The organism is Comamonas endophytica, from assembly GCF_023634805.2.
Lineage (GTDB): Bacteria > Pseudomonadota > Gammaproteobacteria > Burkholderiales > Burkholderiaceae_C > Comamonas > Comamonas endophytica.
On the sequence record NZ_CP106881.1, the window covers coordinates 294,011 to 308,880 of the forward strand.

Annotated in this window: 11 protein-coding genes; 10 read left to right on the top strand and 1 reads right to left on the bottom strand. The window is 67.7% G+C overall.

Annotation, left to right across the window (positions count from 1 at the left end; genetic code table 11):
- Positions 1 to 81 precede the first annotated feature (81 nt).
- Positions 82 to 312 carry a hypothetical protein gene (locus M9799_RS01275; protein WP_231042609.1) on the bottom strand — a complete coding sequence of 77 codons (231 nt, stop codon included), beginning with the start codon at positions 310 to 312 and terminating at the stop codon, positions 82 to 84.
- Between M9799_RS01275 and M9799_RS01280 the strand changes: the two genes are divergently transcribed.
- The 10 genes from M9799_RS01280 to M9799_RS01325 all read left to right on the top strand — a co-directional run bounded on the left by M9799_RS01280 (position 311) and on the right by M9799_RS01325 (position 14,867).
- Positions 311 to 4,354, top strand: coding sequence for a hypothetical protein (locus M9799_RS01280; RefSeq protein ID WP_231042610.1), 4,044 nt, complete (start codon positions 311 to 313; stop codon positions 4,352 to 4,354). The two genes, M9799_RS01275 and M9799_RS01280, sit on opposite strands and share 2 nt — an antisense overlap.
- 80 nt (positions 4,355 to 4,434) lie before the next feature.
- A complete protein-coding gene (locus tag M9799_RS01285) occupies positions 4,435 to 4,977 on the top strand; it encodes an OmpA family protein (RefSeq protein ID WP_231042611.1) in 543 nt (180 codons plus the stop codon).
- Between the two features lie 28 nt (positions 4,978 to 5,005).
- Positions 5,006 to 5,971 carry a hypothetical protein gene (locus tag M9799_RS01290; protein ID WP_263725579.1) on the top strand — a complete coding sequence of 322 codons (966 nt, stop codon included), beginning with the start codon at positions 5,006 to 5,008 and terminating at the stop codon, positions 5,969 to 5,971.
- A 756-nt stretch (positions 5,972 to 6,727) separates the two neighbouring features.
- Positions 6,728 to 8,563 (top strand): peptidase domain-containing ABC transporter, encoded by a 1,836-nt coding sequence (locus tag M9799_RS01295; RefSeq protein ID WP_231042613.1) that lies wholly within the window; start codon positions 6,728 to 6,730, stop codon positions 8,561 to 8,563.
- 1 nt (position 8,564) lies between these two features.
- Entirely contained in the window at positions 8,565 to 9,944 is a 1,380-nt protein-coding gene (locus tag M9799_RS01300) for an HlyD family type I secretion periplasmic adaptor subunit (protein WP_231042614.1), read from the top strand.
- 68 nt (positions 9,945 to 10,012) lie between these two features.
- Complete coding sequence (locus M9799_RS01305) at positions 10,013 to 11,524, top strand: TolC family protein (protein ID WP_231042615.1); 1,512 nt, start codon at positions 10,013 to 10,015, stop codon at positions 11,522 to 11,524.
- 89 nt (positions 11,525 to 11,613) lie between these two features.
- Positions 11,614 to 11,835: a Flp family type IVb pilin gene (locus M9799_RS01310; protein ID WP_231042616.1), complete on the top strand. Its 222-nt coding sequence runs from the start codon at positions 11,614 to 11,616 to the stop codon at positions 11,833 to 11,835.
- 12 nt (positions 11,836 to 11,847) lie between these two features.
- Positions 11,848 to 12,399, top strand: coding sequence for an A24 family peptidase (locus tag M9799_RS01315; protein WP_231042617.1), 552 nt, complete (start codon positions 11,848 to 11,850; stop codon positions 12,397 to 12,399).
- 107 nt (positions 12,400 to 12,506) lie between these two features.
- The gene (gene cpaB, locus M9799_RS01320; RefSeq protein WP_231042618.1) at positions 12,507 to 13,490 is read left to right on the top strand and encodes a Flp pilus assembly protein CpaB; all 984 of its coding nucleotides are present in this window, start codon (positions 12,507 to 12,509) and stop codon (positions 13,488 to 13,490) included.
- Between the two features lie 27 nt (positions 13,491 to 13,517).
- Positions 13,518 to 14,867 carry a type II and III secretion system protein family protein gene (locus M9799_RS01325; RefSeq protein WP_231042619.1) on the top strand — a complete coding sequence of 450 codons (1,350 nt, stop codon included), beginning with the start codon at positions 13,518 to 13,520 and terminating at the stop codon, positions 14,865 to 14,867.
- Positions 14,868 to 14,870: the final 3 nt, after the last annotated feature.

Genomic DNA, 14,870 nt, shown 5'->3' on the forward strand with positions numbered 1-14,870 from the left:
CTTCATGCGGCCGGAGCGGTTGTCCCTGGCCACGCCCGCAGCGCAAGGGCCATGCCAGCGCTACGGAACATGTCTGCGACGTTACGGAACATGGGCCGTAACACCCGGCGCAACAGGGGGAACATGGGCCGCGACGGATGGTGCCCAGGTCATTGTTTTCTTCATGAAATCCAGTAAAAACAACCACTTGCGCGCTTTCCCAACGCCGATTTCACGCTGGCATGCATATTGCCCGGTTACTTCCAGACAGGCGCTGCGCCGCGCAGCCAGCGACTGACCGATTGAACGTTCAACCAACTGGAAAGAACCCATGACAATCTCTGCAACCCCCTCTTCCGGCACCGTCCTCGCACAACTGGATCTCGCCCAGACCGGCAGCTTCAATGCAACGCCGCCTGCTGCCGGCGTGGCTCCCGTCACGGCAGCCTCCAGCGCGGTGACGCCTTCCGCCGTGACCACGGGCCCCGCAGTGCTGTCCCAGGCCTCCCCCGGGGTGCAGATCATCCGCGATGGCCAGGCCATGGCGGCGCAGCCCGGCAGCCAGTTGCTGCTGGGCGACACGATCCGCGTGCCTGCCGATGGCGGCGCACAGGCATTGTTCTCGGGCAGCGGTGGCCAGCAGCTGGTGGGCACTTTCGCGGGTGGCACCGAAGCCACGCTCACGTTCAATGCCACCGAGGAAGGCACGGGTGTCATGTCGCTGGACCTGGCCTCCGGCGATGTGGACGTGGCCGCGGCCAACGCCTCCGATGCCGTGGGCCTGGTGGTCAATAAGGAATCCGCGGAAGCCGGCGGTTCCGTCCTGGGCGACTATCTGCTGGCGGGTCTGGCCGGCCTGGGCGCTGGCGCACTGGTCGCAGCCGCCGACGATGGCGACGACGATGAAGGGACGGGGCCCGTGACGCCTGTCAATCCCACGGATACCACCAACCCAACGGATACCACCAACCCGACGGATACCACCAATCCGACGGATACGACCAATCCGACCGATACGACCAACCCGACGGATACGACCAATCCGACGGATACGACCAACCCGACGGATACCACCAACCCGACGGATACCACCAACCCGACGGATACCACCAACCCGACGGATACCACCAACCCGACGGATACGACCAACCCGACGGATACGACCAACCCGACGGATACGACCAACCCGACGGATACCACCAATCCGACGGATACGACTAACCCGACGGATACGACTAACCCGACGGATACGACTAACCCGACGGATACGACCAACCCGACGGATACGACCAACCCGACGGATACCACCAATCCGACGGATACCACCAATCCGACGGATACGACCAATCCGACCGATACGACCAACCCGACGGATACGACCAATCCGACGGATACGACCAACCCGACGGATACCACCAACCCGACGGATACCACCAACCCGACGGATACGACCAACCCCACGGATACGACCAACCCGACGGATACGACCAACCCGACGGATACCACCAACCCGACGGATACCACCAACCCGACGGATACCACCGATCCGACGGATACGACCAATCCGACGGATACGACCAATCCGACGGATACCACCAATCCGACGGATACCACCAATCCAACGGATACGACTAACCCGACGGATACGACCGACCCGACGGATACCACCAACCCGACGGATACCACCAATCCAACGGATACGACTAACCCGACCGATACCACCAATCCAACGGATACGACTAACCCGACCGATACCACCAGTCCAACGGATACGACCAATCCAACGGATACGACCAACCCAACGGATACGACCGACCCAACGGATACGACCGATCCGACCGATACCACCGATCCCTCGGAGACTACCGATACGACCGATACGACCGATCCGACGGAAGCGACCAACCCCACCGATGTGCCGACCGAAGGCACCGGCCTGATCACCACCGTCCAGGATGTGGTCGACAGCCTTCTGTTGGGCACCGTGGCCGCGCCGGTGGTCGACCTCGTCAACTCGCTGGTGGACCCCGAAGGCAGCACCCTGTCCACGGTCACGGAGATGCTGGAGAACCTCACCAATACCGAAGGCGGCCTTGGAGCGCTGACCCGGCTGGCCGAGGGCCTGGCCAATACGCAGGATGAAGGCTTGGAGCCCCTGGTTTTCACGCTCAACGAACTGCTCGCCGGCCTGGCCCAACCCTCGGGTAGCGGCGGCCTGCAGGAGCTTGTCAACAATGTCGTGGGCGGGGCGCTGGGTGAAGGCGGCCTGGGTGGATTGCTGGGCGGCCTGCTTGCCGGCGGCAGCGGCGGTGGCGACAACGGCGGCACCGACAGTAACGGCCTCGTCACCTCGACCCAGAATGTGGTCGACAACCTGGCCGGCGGCACCGTGGCGGCACCCGTGGCGGATCTGCTCAACGCTCTGACGCACCCGGACGATGGCACGCTGGCGGCCGTCACCGAGGCGCTGGAGAGCCTGACCAGCGCCGAAGGCGGCGCGGTGGGCGTATTGACCGAGTTGGTCGATGAACTGGCGACGATCCCCGGCGAAGGCCTCGAGCCGCTGATCGAAACGCTCAACGGCCTGGTCGGCGAGCTGGCCAGCGCCGGCGACGGCGCGGGTGCGCTGCAGGATGCGGTGCAGAACCTGCTGGGTGAGAACGGCGCCCTGGGCGGTCTGCTGGCTGAAGGCGGGCCGCTGGCCGGCGTGGGTGGCCTGCTGGGCAACCTGGCGGGCGGCACGGGCGGCGGATCGGGCAGCGAAGGCCCGGGCCTGGTGACATCGGCACAGGATGTGGTCGACAACCTGCTGGGCGGCACCGTGGCGGCTCCGGTGGCGGATCTGCTCAACGCATTGACGCACCCTGACGACGGCACGCTGTCCCAGGTCACCGAGGCCCTGGAAAGCCTGACCACCGCCGACGGCGGACCGCTGGGCGTTCTGACCGAACTGGTCGACGAACTGGCAACGATCCCCGGCGAAGGCCTGGAGCCGCTGATCGAAACGCTCAATGGCCTGGTCGTTGAGCTCGCGGGAGAAGGCAATGGCGCAGGCGCGCTGCGGGATGTCGTCGAGAACGTCCTGGGCGAAAACGGTGCGCTGGGAGGCCTGCTGGCCGAAGGCGGACCGTTGGCGGGTGTGGGCAGCCTGCTGGGCAATCTGGCCGGCGGCAACGGATCGGGCGCCGAAGGTCCCGGCCTGGTGACCTCGGCGCAGGATGTGGTCGACAACCTGCTGGGCGGCACGGTGGCCGCGCCTGTGACCAGTCTGCTCGATGCGCTGATCGACCCCAGCGACAGCACCCTGTCCCAGGTCACCGGCGCGCTCGAGGACCTGACCGGCGCCGAGGGCGGCCCGCTGAACGTGCTCACGGAACTCGTGGACGGCCTGACGCAGGTGCCTGGCGAGGGACTGGAGCCGGTGATCGGCGTGCTGAATGACCTGATCGTCGGCATCTCCGACAACGGCGGTACCGGAACCGGTCTGGGCGGCATCGTGGAAGGCGTGCTGGGCGACAACGGCCTGCTGGGCGGGCTGCTTGGCGGCGGCGGCGGGCTCCTCGGCGGCGATGGAGGCCTTCTGCCCGGGTTGACCGGTGACGAAGGCGTGCTCGGCGGCCTGCTGGGCAGCGAAGATGGCCTGCTTGCCGGTCTGACCGGCGAGGAAGGCGTGGTGGGCGGCCTGCTGGATGGCGAAGGCGGTTTGCTGTCCGGTGTTACCGGCGAGGAAGGCGTCCTTGGCGGCCTGCTGAACGGCGAGGACGGCCTGCTTGCCGGCGTCATCGGCGAGGAAGGCGTGGTGGGCAGCCTGCTGGATGGCGAAGGCGGCCTGCTGTCCGGTGTCACCGGTGAGGAAGGCGTCCTGGGCGGACTGCTGAATGGCGAGGACGGCCTGCTTGCCGGCATCATCGGCGAGGAAGGCGTGGTGGGCAGCCTGCTGGATGACGAAAGCGGCCTGCTGTCCGGTGTCACCGGTGAGGAAGGCGTCCTTGGCGGACTGCTGGATGGCGATGACGGCCTGCTTGCCGGCGTCATCGGCGAGGAAGGTGTGGTGGGCGGCCTGCTGGATGGCGAAGGCGGCCTGCTGTCCGGTGTCACCGGTGAAGACGGCTTGCTGGGCGGCGTGCTGGGCAGCGAAGGCGGCCTCCTGTCCGGCGTGACCGGCTCGGAAGGTCTCGTGGGCGGCCTGCTGGGCGGCAACGCCGGCTCGGGCGGGCTGCTGGGCGGATTGCTGGGCAGCAGTGCGGCGCAGGTCACGGCAAACGTCGAGCTGGCCGACCAGTCGGTTGCGCTGGCCATCAGCAGCGTCACCGATGGCACCGGCGACGCGGTCTCGATCCTGGCCCAGCCGCTGCAGCATAACCTGCTGGCCTGATATCCCACCCTGGCGTATGACGCCGCCCCGCGCCCATGCCGCGGCCTTCGGGCCAGCGGCATGGGCATGAAAGGATTTCCATGCACGACAAACACCACATCCACGCCACCTTGCTGCTGGCCTGCGTCCTGGCGGCCTGCAGCAGCGCCCCCGGCAGCAACACGCAGCGCACCGCGCAGCACTATGCTTTCGGCAAGCCGCAGCCCCCCGCGGCGGTGCCTGCGCCCGCAGCCGCCGGTTCGCGCGTCGCCGAGGTCGTGGCGCAACCCCAGCCAAGCCGCAAGGGGCCGGAAAACGTGGCGCACATCGTCTACTTCGACTACGACTCCTACGCCGTCAGGCCCGCGGACCGTTCGGTGCTCGAAGGCCACGCGCGCTGGCTGCGCAGCAACCCGCAGCAGTCGCTGGTGCTCCAGGGCCACACCGACGCACGCGGCGGCATCGAATACAACCTGGCGCTGGGACAAAAGCGTGCGCAGGCGGTGCGCTCGGGCCTGCAACTGCTGGGCGTGGAAGCCCACCGCGTCGAGGCCATGAGCTATGGCAAGGAGCAGCTTGCCGATCCGGCCAACACCGAAGCCGCGCACCAGCGCAACCGCCGCGTGGAATTCGAATACCGCTAGACCTCGAATGCCTGAATGCCGTAACGCCTTGATCAGTCGCCACACTCTCATTGCCCAGCCGGCCCCGCAGCTGCAGGAGCCTCTGGTCCACTTGTCGCTGCAGTTGAGCTCCAGCCTGCAGTTCCTGAAGCAACGCATCACGCCGCTGGCGGAGCCCTATTCCTGCTGCGTGCTGTTTTTCACCGTGACGGCACAAGGTGCGCAGGAATGCGTGTTCTTCGTACGCCGCGCCACGCTGGAAGCCGCGTGGCGCGAGGGCACGACGCGCGTGCGCCAATGGGCCTGGATGCGCCAGCTCAGCGCGGTGGAGTTGCGCATCGAATGGCCGATCGAGATCGTCTCGATCGGCGATCGCATTCCTCCGCTGTGTCAATGGGGACCGGCCTCGACCTGGGCGCTGGCCGACGACGGCCTGGAGCATGCGGAATTCCTTCCATCCGTGGCGCTGCCTGACGCCGGTGCCGACTGCCTGCAGAGCTGGCTGAAATCGTGCGCCCGCGCCGCAGCCTTCCCGGCACTTGCCGAGGTGAATCTGCTGATGCGGCTCGAAGGCCTGCATGTGGATGGCAATGGAGTCCAGACCGAGCTCCCGGGACTGCGGCCGCATGGCTGCCGCGGCCCGTGCGGCCTGCACCAGCGCCACGCCGGCGCCTGCAGCGACGAGCGCTGCGACCGGCTTTGCGTGAGCTATGCGCTGCTGCTGGCCCGGCACCATGCCGCGCATTGCGATGCGACGCGCGCCGGGTTGATCCAGGCACTGGAGCTGGCCTTCGCCTGCCTGGAAAAAAACCTGGGCCAGCTGCGAGCCCAGATCGACGCTTCCTATATTAAGACGGCCATGTGCCTGCTGATATTCACCCGCTACCTTTCCAGCCGCGAAATGGACGGGGCATTTGTTAGACTGGCACATCAGGTGGAGCGCCTGGCATCGGCGCTGGAAGCCCTTAACAACACCACCAATTTAGTGGGAAACAGCCAAACCCTGCGAGGTTGAATTACTTTTACTTACATAAGTAAATCATAGTTTACACTGGATATTGGGATCCAAAGCGGGCGGTCCATGGTTTGGCATTAACAGTCAAGCCGCTGGAAGACGTCTTTATGGATATGTGAAAATCGGGGTTTTCCATGATTCGACGCGAATACCATGCGCCCTTGCGCGGCAAGGGCACGTCGCATACGCCATGGAGGGCATGCATGCGCGCCTTGTGCACGATCGTCTTGGCGCATGTTCATGCACCGTAGCAGGGCAACGTTTCAGGATCCAATATCCATGAAAACGGCATAAGGCAAGGGGGACGCCCCGTCAAACGCGCCGAATCGCATCCAGCCGCATACCAATAATGTGCGAAGGAGTAGAAAGGAACGAGATTCTCGTCCTTAACTGCAGGCGCCATCCCCCCATATTCTCCCGCACCGTACCCCCATGAGCCGGTCGTCGACCCGACCGCACCGGCAATCGAGGCGCCGCGCCACTTATAACGAAAAATAATTTGATTAGATCAAATTTTCATATGGGCGGAAATTGGCGTTGGAAAATAATTTCTGCGAGAGAATGGAATTTGAAAAACAACTGTTTACTGAATTACACTGATAGGAACAATGATTAACATCAAGCTGTCACTGCAACGACCGTCTATTATTTAAATCTATCGAAATCATCAAGTTAATAGTCGCATAACTTCGCTTAACGCCTTGCTTCGTCCTTGGCCGGCCCAGTGCCTTCCACTCCTCGAGACCGTCCGCCTCCATGCTTGAATACCTGCTTCCACGCCGTTTGCTGAATGCCGAAGAGCAAGACGCATTCAATGGCACCAAGTCGGGATATGGCACGGCGATCCGGGATTCTTTCGACCACGCATCGCGGCATCTGCGCCGCGCCGTCTGGCTTTCGCTGCCGATCAGCCTGCTGGGCCTGCTGCCCTCGATTTTCATCCTGCAGGTCTATAACCGGGTGATATCCCGCGGCGGCATCGCCACGCTGACCGCGATGGTCGCTGGCGTGCTGTGCTTTCTCGGACTGGAGCTGTGGCTGCGCCGGCGGCGCGCGCATGCGCTGCGCGAATCCGGCGCGACCATCGACCGCGAGGTCTCGCAGTCGCTGATGCACTGCATGCTGCGCCATCCGCTGCTCACGCTCGAAGGGCGTGCGGCCAGCCAGTGGCTGCAGCTGTTCCGCGACATAGGCGCCATGCGTTCCTGCGTGTCGGGGGGCCTGGCGGCTTCGGTGCTCGACCTGCCGATGGCGCTGCTGGCGCTGGTGGTGATCGGCATCATCGCCTGGCCGGTGCTGCCGGTGATCCTGGTGGCCATGCTGATCCTCGGCGTGCTGGCCTGGTGGTGGGCCGACGAGGTGCGCAGCGCGCGCGTCGAGGAAATCGAGCAGGCGCGCCAGCTGGACCGGGGCACGGCCGAGATCTGCAATGCGCGCTCGACCCTCAAGGTGCTGGGCTATGACGCGGCAGCCCGCCAATCCTGGCAAGCCGGCTATGACCGCTGGCTGGGCGAGAGCTTCCGCAAGAATGGCGATATCGAGAACGCGCGTGAGACCAGCCATGTGCTGCTGACCTTCTTTTCCGTCGCGGTCATCACCGTGGGCGCCATCGCCATCAACGCCCAATGGATGAGCATCGGCAGCCTGATGGCCGTCAACCTGCTGTCGGGCAAGGCGCTCGGGCCGATTGCGCAGCTGGCCAGCAACTGGCGCTCGCTGGCACGCGCCAACGAAGCGACGGCGCGCCTGCAGGCGGTGCTGCGCGAGCCGCTCGAGCCCGCGCCGCAGAGCGTCGAGCCACCGCGGCCGCGCGGCGGCTTCAGGCTGGACGGCGTCAGCTTCCATTACCCTTCGGGCCATGTCGCGCTGGACCAGGTCTCGCTGCAGATCGGCCCGGGCGGGATCCACGCCATCCTGGGGCGCAATGGGGCGGGCAAGTCGACCCTGGCCAAGCTGCTGGCCGGGCTTTATCAGCCAACCCAGGGCAGCCTGTTCATCGACGAGTACGACATGGCGCAGTTCTCGCGCGCCGACCTGGGGCGCTGGGTGGGGTGCCTGCCCCAGCAGTCCTACTGGTTCAGCGGCCCGATCATCGACACGTTGCGCATGGTCAACCCCGAGGCCGACAGCCACCGCATCTTCATTGCCTGCCGGCTCTCGGGCGCGCACGATTTCATCAGCCGGCTGCCCAACGGCTATGAAACGGTGCTGGGCGAAGGCGGCGCGGGCCTGTCGGCCGGCGAGCTGCGCAAGCTCGGGCTGGCCCAGCTGTTCCTGCGCAACCCCTCGGTGCTGATTCTCGACGAGCCCAGCAACGACCTCGATTTCGAAAGCGAGACCGCGCTGCTGCACACGCTGCGCCAGATCTCGGCCAAGCACACGGTGGTGGTGGTGACCCACTCGCTGCGCGTGGCCTCGCTCGCACAGCAGGTCTACCATGTGCGCGGCGACGGTCAGGTCGACCACGGCACGCCGGAAGACATGCTGCCGGCGCTGTTTGGCGTGGCGCCACCCACTGGCGCTGCGGCCGCCAGCGCCCCATCCGCACCAGTGCACAGCGCCGCTGCACCAGAGACATCCCAGGTGGTGTGACATGAACGCCCCTCGAGACCTTCCCGAAGTGCTGCGCCAGGCGCAGCGCATCAGCGCCGCGGCGGATGATGCCGCGGCGGCCGGTGCCGCGGCGGCCGGCGACGGCGCCAGCCCCTTCAGCAAGCCCCCGGGCCTGTTCACCCGGCAACGGGTGCTGGTGGCAGTCGTGGCGGGCCTGGTGCTGTTCGGCCTGTTCTATCCCGTGGAAAACGTGGTCGTGGCCAGCGGCCAGGTCATTCCCTCCGACCGCGTGCAGAGCGTGCAGCACCTGGAGGGCGGCATCGTCACCGCCGTGCATGTGCGCGAGGGCCAGACCATCGGCAAGGGCGACCCGATCCTGGACATCGACCTGGGCGGCGCCAGCCTGAACCTGGAGCAGCTCACGGCGCGCAGCGCGACCGCCCAGGCGGTGCGCACGCGCCTGACCGCCGAGAGCCAGGGCCAGCAGCTCGAGGCCGATCAGTTTCCCGCCGAGGTCGATGCGCGCATCGTGCGCTCCGAGCTGGGCGCCTTCAGCGCGCGCGCACTGGAGCACCGCGGCGCGCTGGCGTCGTCGGAGGCGCAGCTGGCGCAGGCACGCGGCGACGTGGCGCAGACGCGGGCGCGCATCCAGGGGCTCGAGAGCAGCCTGCGCCTGTATGAACAGGAAGCCCAGATCGCCAACCAGCTGGCGGCCGAGCAGCTGATCGGCCAGCTCGAAGTCATCGACAAGCAGCGCGCGCTCGAAGCGGTGCGCACGGACCTCGCGGCCGCACGGCAGAGCCTGGTGAGCAACCAGGCCAAGGTCGAGCAGGCGCAGGCCAAGCTGATGGAGACGCGCGGTGCCTTCCGCCGCCGCGCCTCCGAGGAGCTGGCGCAGACCGAGCGCGAGCTGATGAGCCTGTCGGAAGACCTGTCGCGCGCGCAGAGCCAGCGCACCCGCACCGTGGTGGTGGCGCCCACGGACGGCATCGTCAAGGGCCTGCGCAGCTCGGGCGCGGGCTGGGTGGTCAAGCCGGGCGAGCCGATCCTGGAGATCGTGCCGGACAAGGACGAGGTCGTGGTCGAGGCGCGGCTCAACCCGTCGGACCGCGGCTATGTCCACGTGGGTCAGGCCACCAAGGCCAAGATCACGGCCTACGACTATCTGCGTTACGGCTTTGTGCAGGGCCGGGTGCGGCTGGTCTCGGCCGACGCAGACCGCGATCCGAATCGGCCCGACGCGCCCTCGTATTTCCGCATCCAGGCCAGCCTCGAGCAGCCCTGGGTCGGTCGGACCGAAAACCGCATCACCACCGGCATGCAGGCCGAGCTGGACCTGCTGGTCGGGCATGAGCCCTTCATCTGGTACCTGCTGCGTCCCGTGCTGCACATCCAGAGCGAAGCCTTCAGGGAGCCATGATGCGCACGCCCAGCCTGCCTCCCCATACACCCCGCAGCGCCGCCCGCGCCGGCTGGTTTTTGGGTTGCATGCTGGCCTGCTCGATCGCGGCCGCGGCGCAGGAGCCGATGGCGGCCGAGGCCGGCCCCCCCGCCGCGAGCGCCCTGCCCCTGCAGCTGGCGCCGCAGCTCACGCCCGGCTCGCTGGCGGGCAACCAGTCGCAGCGGCAGCTGCTGCAGGCACTGCAGGAAATGCTGGTGGCCCATCCGGATGTGCTGAAGGCCCGCTCGGCGCTGGAATCCGCCGGCCACGACCTGAACTCGGCGCGCGGCGCGCGCTGGCCCAGCTTCAAGGTCGGCACCTCGTCGGGCACGGCCTCGGTGGCGCAGGGCCAGCGCCGCGAGTCCTATACGGCCGTCAACGCGGAGGTGCGCATGAGCCTGCTCGATGGCGGGGCGATCAACGCCGGCATCCGCTCGGCCGAGGAGATGGAAGCCGCGCAGGACAGCGTGCTCTACAGCACGCGCCAGAACGTGCTGCTCGAGGCGCTCACGGCGCTGCTGGAGCTGCACCGCTTCGAGCGCAAGGCGCAGGTGGCGGCGGAATCCGCGGACATCATCGGCCAGCTCGCGCATGTCGAGCAGCGCCGCGCCGAGCTCGGCGCCGTGGGCCGCAACGACCTGCGCCGCGCGGCCTCGCGCCAGGCCAGCGCGCTCGCCGAGCAGCAGGCCCTGCAATCGCAACGCATGGATGCGCTGGCGCGCTTCACGCGCTACTTCAACTATGCCCCCGGCGCTGCCCTGCCCGAGCTGCAGGTGCCGGCGCAGTGGCTGCCCGCCAACGAGCCGGCGGCGCTGCAGGCCGCGCAAAACCACAGCTCCGAGCTGCGCGAGTCGCGCCACATGATCCAACGCGCCAGGGCCGAGGTCGAGCGCAGCAAGGCGCAGCGCTTCCCGACGCTGGCCGGGGTGGTGGCGCACACGCATGATCCCAAGGGCGTGCTCTACAACGAAGGCACGCGCTATGGCGTGGAGCTGAACTGGAACTTCGGCAACGGCTTCGAGCTGCGCGATCGCATCCTCAAGGCGATCAATGAACTGCAGGCCCAGGAGGCGCAATTCGAAGCCGTGCGCCGCCAGGTGAACGAGACCGCCTCCGCCGCCTGGGGCCGCTGGGAGGCGGGCCGCGAGCGTGCCGCCCAGCTCACGGGCGCGGTGCGCGAGGCGCGCACCGCGTTCGATGGCTACCGCCGGCTGCTGGAGGTGGGCCGCGGCAGCCTGTCGCAGGTGCTGGATTCGCAGCTCGAGATGCAGCGCCTGATGCTCGACGAGGCCGATGCCCGCTACGACCAGCATATCAATGCGCTGCGGCTGATCCGCACCACCGGCCAGCTGCTTCCGGCGCAGATGCCGGAGCAATGGCTGGACCAGCTGTTCGATGCGCCCGCCACGGCCGTGGCCGCCGCCGCGCCCGCCAGTGCCCCCCATTCGACCGAACATCCCGCAACCACCCCGCGCCTGCAGCTGCGCCTGGACACGCGTCTGGACCCGAAGCTGCATGCATTGCCCGGCCCCTCCCTCACCCAGGCAATGCGATGGTGACCCCCGTTTTCCCCCTGCGGCAGCGAGCGCTAGCCCATCGCCCGCCCGCCGCTTCCTCTGCATGGGCGTGACTAGTGAATGGAATCATCATGACCAATCTCATCCAACGCTTCTGGAATGACGAAGAAGGTGCAACGGCCATCGAGTACGGGCTGATTGCGGGGCTGATCGCCGTGGCGATCATTGCTTCCGTCGGACAGATCGGCGAGCGGCTCAAGGCATTTTTCGAGTACATCGTCGAGCAACTGGGCACCGGTGCCGTCGGCGGGGGCACGGGCGGTGGCAGCACGGGCGGTGCCACTGGCGGCTGAGCATCCGTTGCCATGCACCCCGCTGCCGTTTCACTGCCCCTGTGCCTGCTCTGGCTGATCGCCATCGTGGTCATGGACCTGCGCCTGCGCAAGGTCCGCAACTGGATGGTGTTGCTGGGGCTGGGCGTGGGCATGCTGGTCCTGGCCGTGGACATGCAGCCCTTTGCGGTTTCTCCCGCGAAGGCACTGCTGGGCATGCTGGCGGCGTTCGCCGCGCTGCTGCCCTTCTACGCGCTGCGCTGGATGGGCGCGGGCGACGTCAAATTCGCGGCGGTCATCGGCCTGTGGTTCGGCCTGTCGCCGCTTCTGCTGGCGATCTGGATCGGCGGCAGCCTGCTGGCCGGCGCGCATGGCGTGCTGGTGCTGGCCTGGCACCGGCTGCGGGCGACGTCCACGGGCCTGTGGCTGCAGGCGCATCTGCCGTTCGGCGCGGCCGGCGCGCCTGAAGCGCCCGCGCTGTTTGCCGGCCGGGCCGCGATCCAGCGCAGCGTTCCCTACGCCGGCTACATGGCCGTCGCGGCCATCTGGCTGGTGCTGGCCGGCGAAGCCGTGCCGGGCCGCTAGGAAGGAACCGGCATGCAGCGCCATCGCACCCGGAACAAGACGCCTGCACAGCCGCCGCCACGGGATCCGTACTCCTCCAAGCATTACGTTTGCAAAGCAACTACGCCATGAACCTCACCAAGATTCTTGCCGGGCTGCTGTTGATCGTGGCCCTGGCCCTGGCCGTCGGCGCCTGGGTGCTGAGCCGTCCCGCCAGCCGGCCTGTCGTGGCCGCAGGCGCCGCAGCGCCCGCCGCACCCCGCGCAGCGGCGCAGAAACACGGCGCCGTGGTGGCTGCCCGGGACATCGCAGCCGGCCAGCGCCTCACGGCCGAGGATGTTAAGCTGGCCGAGCTGCCCGCAGCCGTGGCCCATGGCTTCGGCAGCACCGAAGCCGTCGTGGGCCGCACCACCGTCGTGGCCCTGCCCGCCAATGCCCCGCTGTTCGCGCAGCAACTGCTCCAGGGCCTGGCGCTGCAGCTGGAAGAAGGCCAGCGCGCGGTGTCGGTCGCCATCCGCGAGCCGATGGCCGCGGGCCACCATGTGCGCCCCGGCGATTTCGTCGATGTGTTCTTCACGCTGGACGGCAAGACCGATCAGGCCGTGGTCGACACCCAGACCCGCCTGCTGCTGGCACGTACGCGCGTGCTGGCCTATGGCGCGGCCAGCGTCGAGAACCCGCCGGTGGCCGATGCCCAGCGCCGTGCGGAGCAAGACGCTGGCGCGCGCCGCGCCGGCGCCCGCCCCGACAACGCCCAGACCGCCGTGCTGGCAGTGCCGCTGGAAGACGTGCAGCGCCTGACGCTGGCCGAGAAGTACGGCCAGCTGACCCTGGCCCTGCGCCACCCCGACGACACCGCCCTGCCCGACGCCGCGCTGTTCGCGGCGCTGCCGACGGCGCTGCAGCCGGTGGCCGGCCGCAGCGCGCTGCAGGCGGCGGACCGCGCCTATGCCGGCTTGCGTTTCAAGGACCTGGCAGCGGGCGCGGCCGCTCCCCGCGGCGCGGCGCGGCCCGCCGCCGTGCGCGCCGCCGCCGCGCCGCAGCCGCAGGCCCCACGCCACCAGACCGTGGAGCTGTACCAGGGAAGCAACGTGCAGACCGTGCGCTACTGACGCCGCGCCGCACCTCGAGCAAACACCATGAATATGCTTTCGCAACTGACTTTTCTGGGCCTGGCGGGCGGGGTGGCTCTGGTCGCTTATCCCCTGTGCGTCATGGCGCAGCCATCCCCGGCCGCGGCTTCGGTGCTCGGCCTCACGGTGGGCCAGCAGCACCTGCTGCGCGAAGAAGCCCCTGTGGCGCGCATCGCGGTGGGCGATCCCGACCTGCTGGATGTGAAGCTGCTGCGCGACCTGTCCGCCACCGGCGCGCGCGGCGCGCAGCTGCTGCTGACGCCCAAGGCGCCTGGGCGCACCACGCTCATGGTCTGGCCCGCCCAGGGCGCGCCGCAGACGCGCGAGGTGCAGGTGGCCCAGCCGCGGCTGCTGCTCGAGCGCCGCCTGGGCTCGGTGCAGCAGCATGCACAGGCGCTGGCCGAACTGCGCACTGCTGCTCCAAAGGACACCGCCGTGCTCGACCGCTCCGAGATCGGGGTGCCCAGCAACACCGTGCAGGTCGATGTGCAGGTGGTGGAATTCAAGAAATCGGCGCTGCGCCGCGCCGGGATGAACCTCGCGAGCGGCGGGCCGAACGACCATGGCTTTCGCTTCGGCGTCTATACCCCCGGCTCCAGCAATGCCGGCACCGGCAGCGGCTCCTCGGGCCCGGGCACCGACAACGGTTCGTCGGCCATTGCCAGCGCCATGAACCTGGTGCTGGGCTTCGGCAAGGCCTTCAGCGGCAGCGGCATCACCGCGCAGCTGGGTTTTCTCGAAGGCAACGGGCTGGCGCGGGTGCTGGCCAAACCGACACTCGTGGCCCATACCGGCCAGAGCGCGAGCTTCCTGGCGGGGGGCGAGATTCCCATTCCGGTGCCGGGGCGCGACGGCAACGTGGCCATCGAATACAAGGAGTTCGGCGTCAAGCTGCAACTCACTCCCACAGTCCTTTCCAGCGAGCGCATCGCGCTCAAGGTGGCGCCCGAGGCCAGCGATCTTGACTACACCCAGGGGGTGATGATCAGCGGCGTCTCGGTGCCCGCCGTGCGCACGCGCCGCGCCGACACCATGGTCGAGCTGGCCGATGGCGAGAGCTTCATCATCGGCGGGCTGGTCAACCGCGCCACGATCTCGAGCGTGAACAAGGTGCCGCTGCTGGGCGACCTGCCCGTGCTGGGCACCTTCTTCAAGAACCTGAACTACTCGCAGGAAGAGACCGAGCTGCTCATCATCGTCACGCCACGACTGGTGCACCCGCTGCCCGCCAACACCCCCCTTGAGGCCCTGCTGCCCGGCGCGCGCGAGCAAACGCGCAACGCCTCGCAGGTCTGGGCGCCGTATGTGGTCGGCGCCCCCTACACCCACTCCGCACTGCCGGGTTTCTCGTACTGATGC

Excerpts from the sequence above, each read along its gene's own strand:
- M9799_RS01305 (WP_231042615.1), top strand. The coding sequence starts at position 10,013 with ATGCTGGCCTGCTCGATCGCGGCCGCGGCGCAGGAGCCGATGGCGGCC.
- cpaB (WP_231042618.1), top strand. The coding sequence starts at position 12,507 with ATGAACCTCACCAAGATTCTTGCCGGGCTGCTGTTGATCGTGGCCCTG.
- M9799_RS01285 (WP_231042611.1), top strand. The coding sequence starts at position 4,435 with ATGCACGACAAACACCACATCCACGCCACCTTGCTGCTGGCCTGCGTC.
- M9799_RS01310 (WP_231042616.1), top strand. The coding sequence starts at position 11,614 with ATGACCAATCTCATCCAACGCTTCTGGAATGACGAAGAAGGTGCAACG.
- M9799_RS01300 (WP_231042614.1), top strand. The coding sequence starts at position 8,565 with ATGAACGCCCCTCGAGACCTTCCCGAAGTGCTGCGCCAGGCGCAGCGC.
- M9799_RS01325 (WP_231042619.1), top strand. The coding sequence starts at position 13,518 with ATGAATATGCTTTCGCAACTGACTTTTCTGGGCCTGGCGGGCGGGGTG.
- M9799_RS01295 (WP_231042613.1), top strand. The coding sequence starts at position 6,728 with ATGCTTGAATACCTGCTTCCACGCCGTTTGCTGAATGCCGAAGAGCAA.
- M9799_RS01275 (WP_231042609.1), bottom strand. The coding sequence starts at position 312 with ATGGGTTCTTTCCAGTTGGTTGAACGTTCAATCGGTCAGTCGCTGGCT.
- M9799_RS01315 (WP_231042617.1), top strand. The coding sequence starts at position 11,848 with ATGCACCCCGCTGCCGTTTCACTGCCCCTGTGCCTGCTCTGGCTGATC.
- M9799_RS01280 (WP_231042610.1), top strand. The coding sequence starts at position 311 with ATGACAATCTCTGCAACCCCCTCTTCCGGCACCGTCCTCGCACAACTG.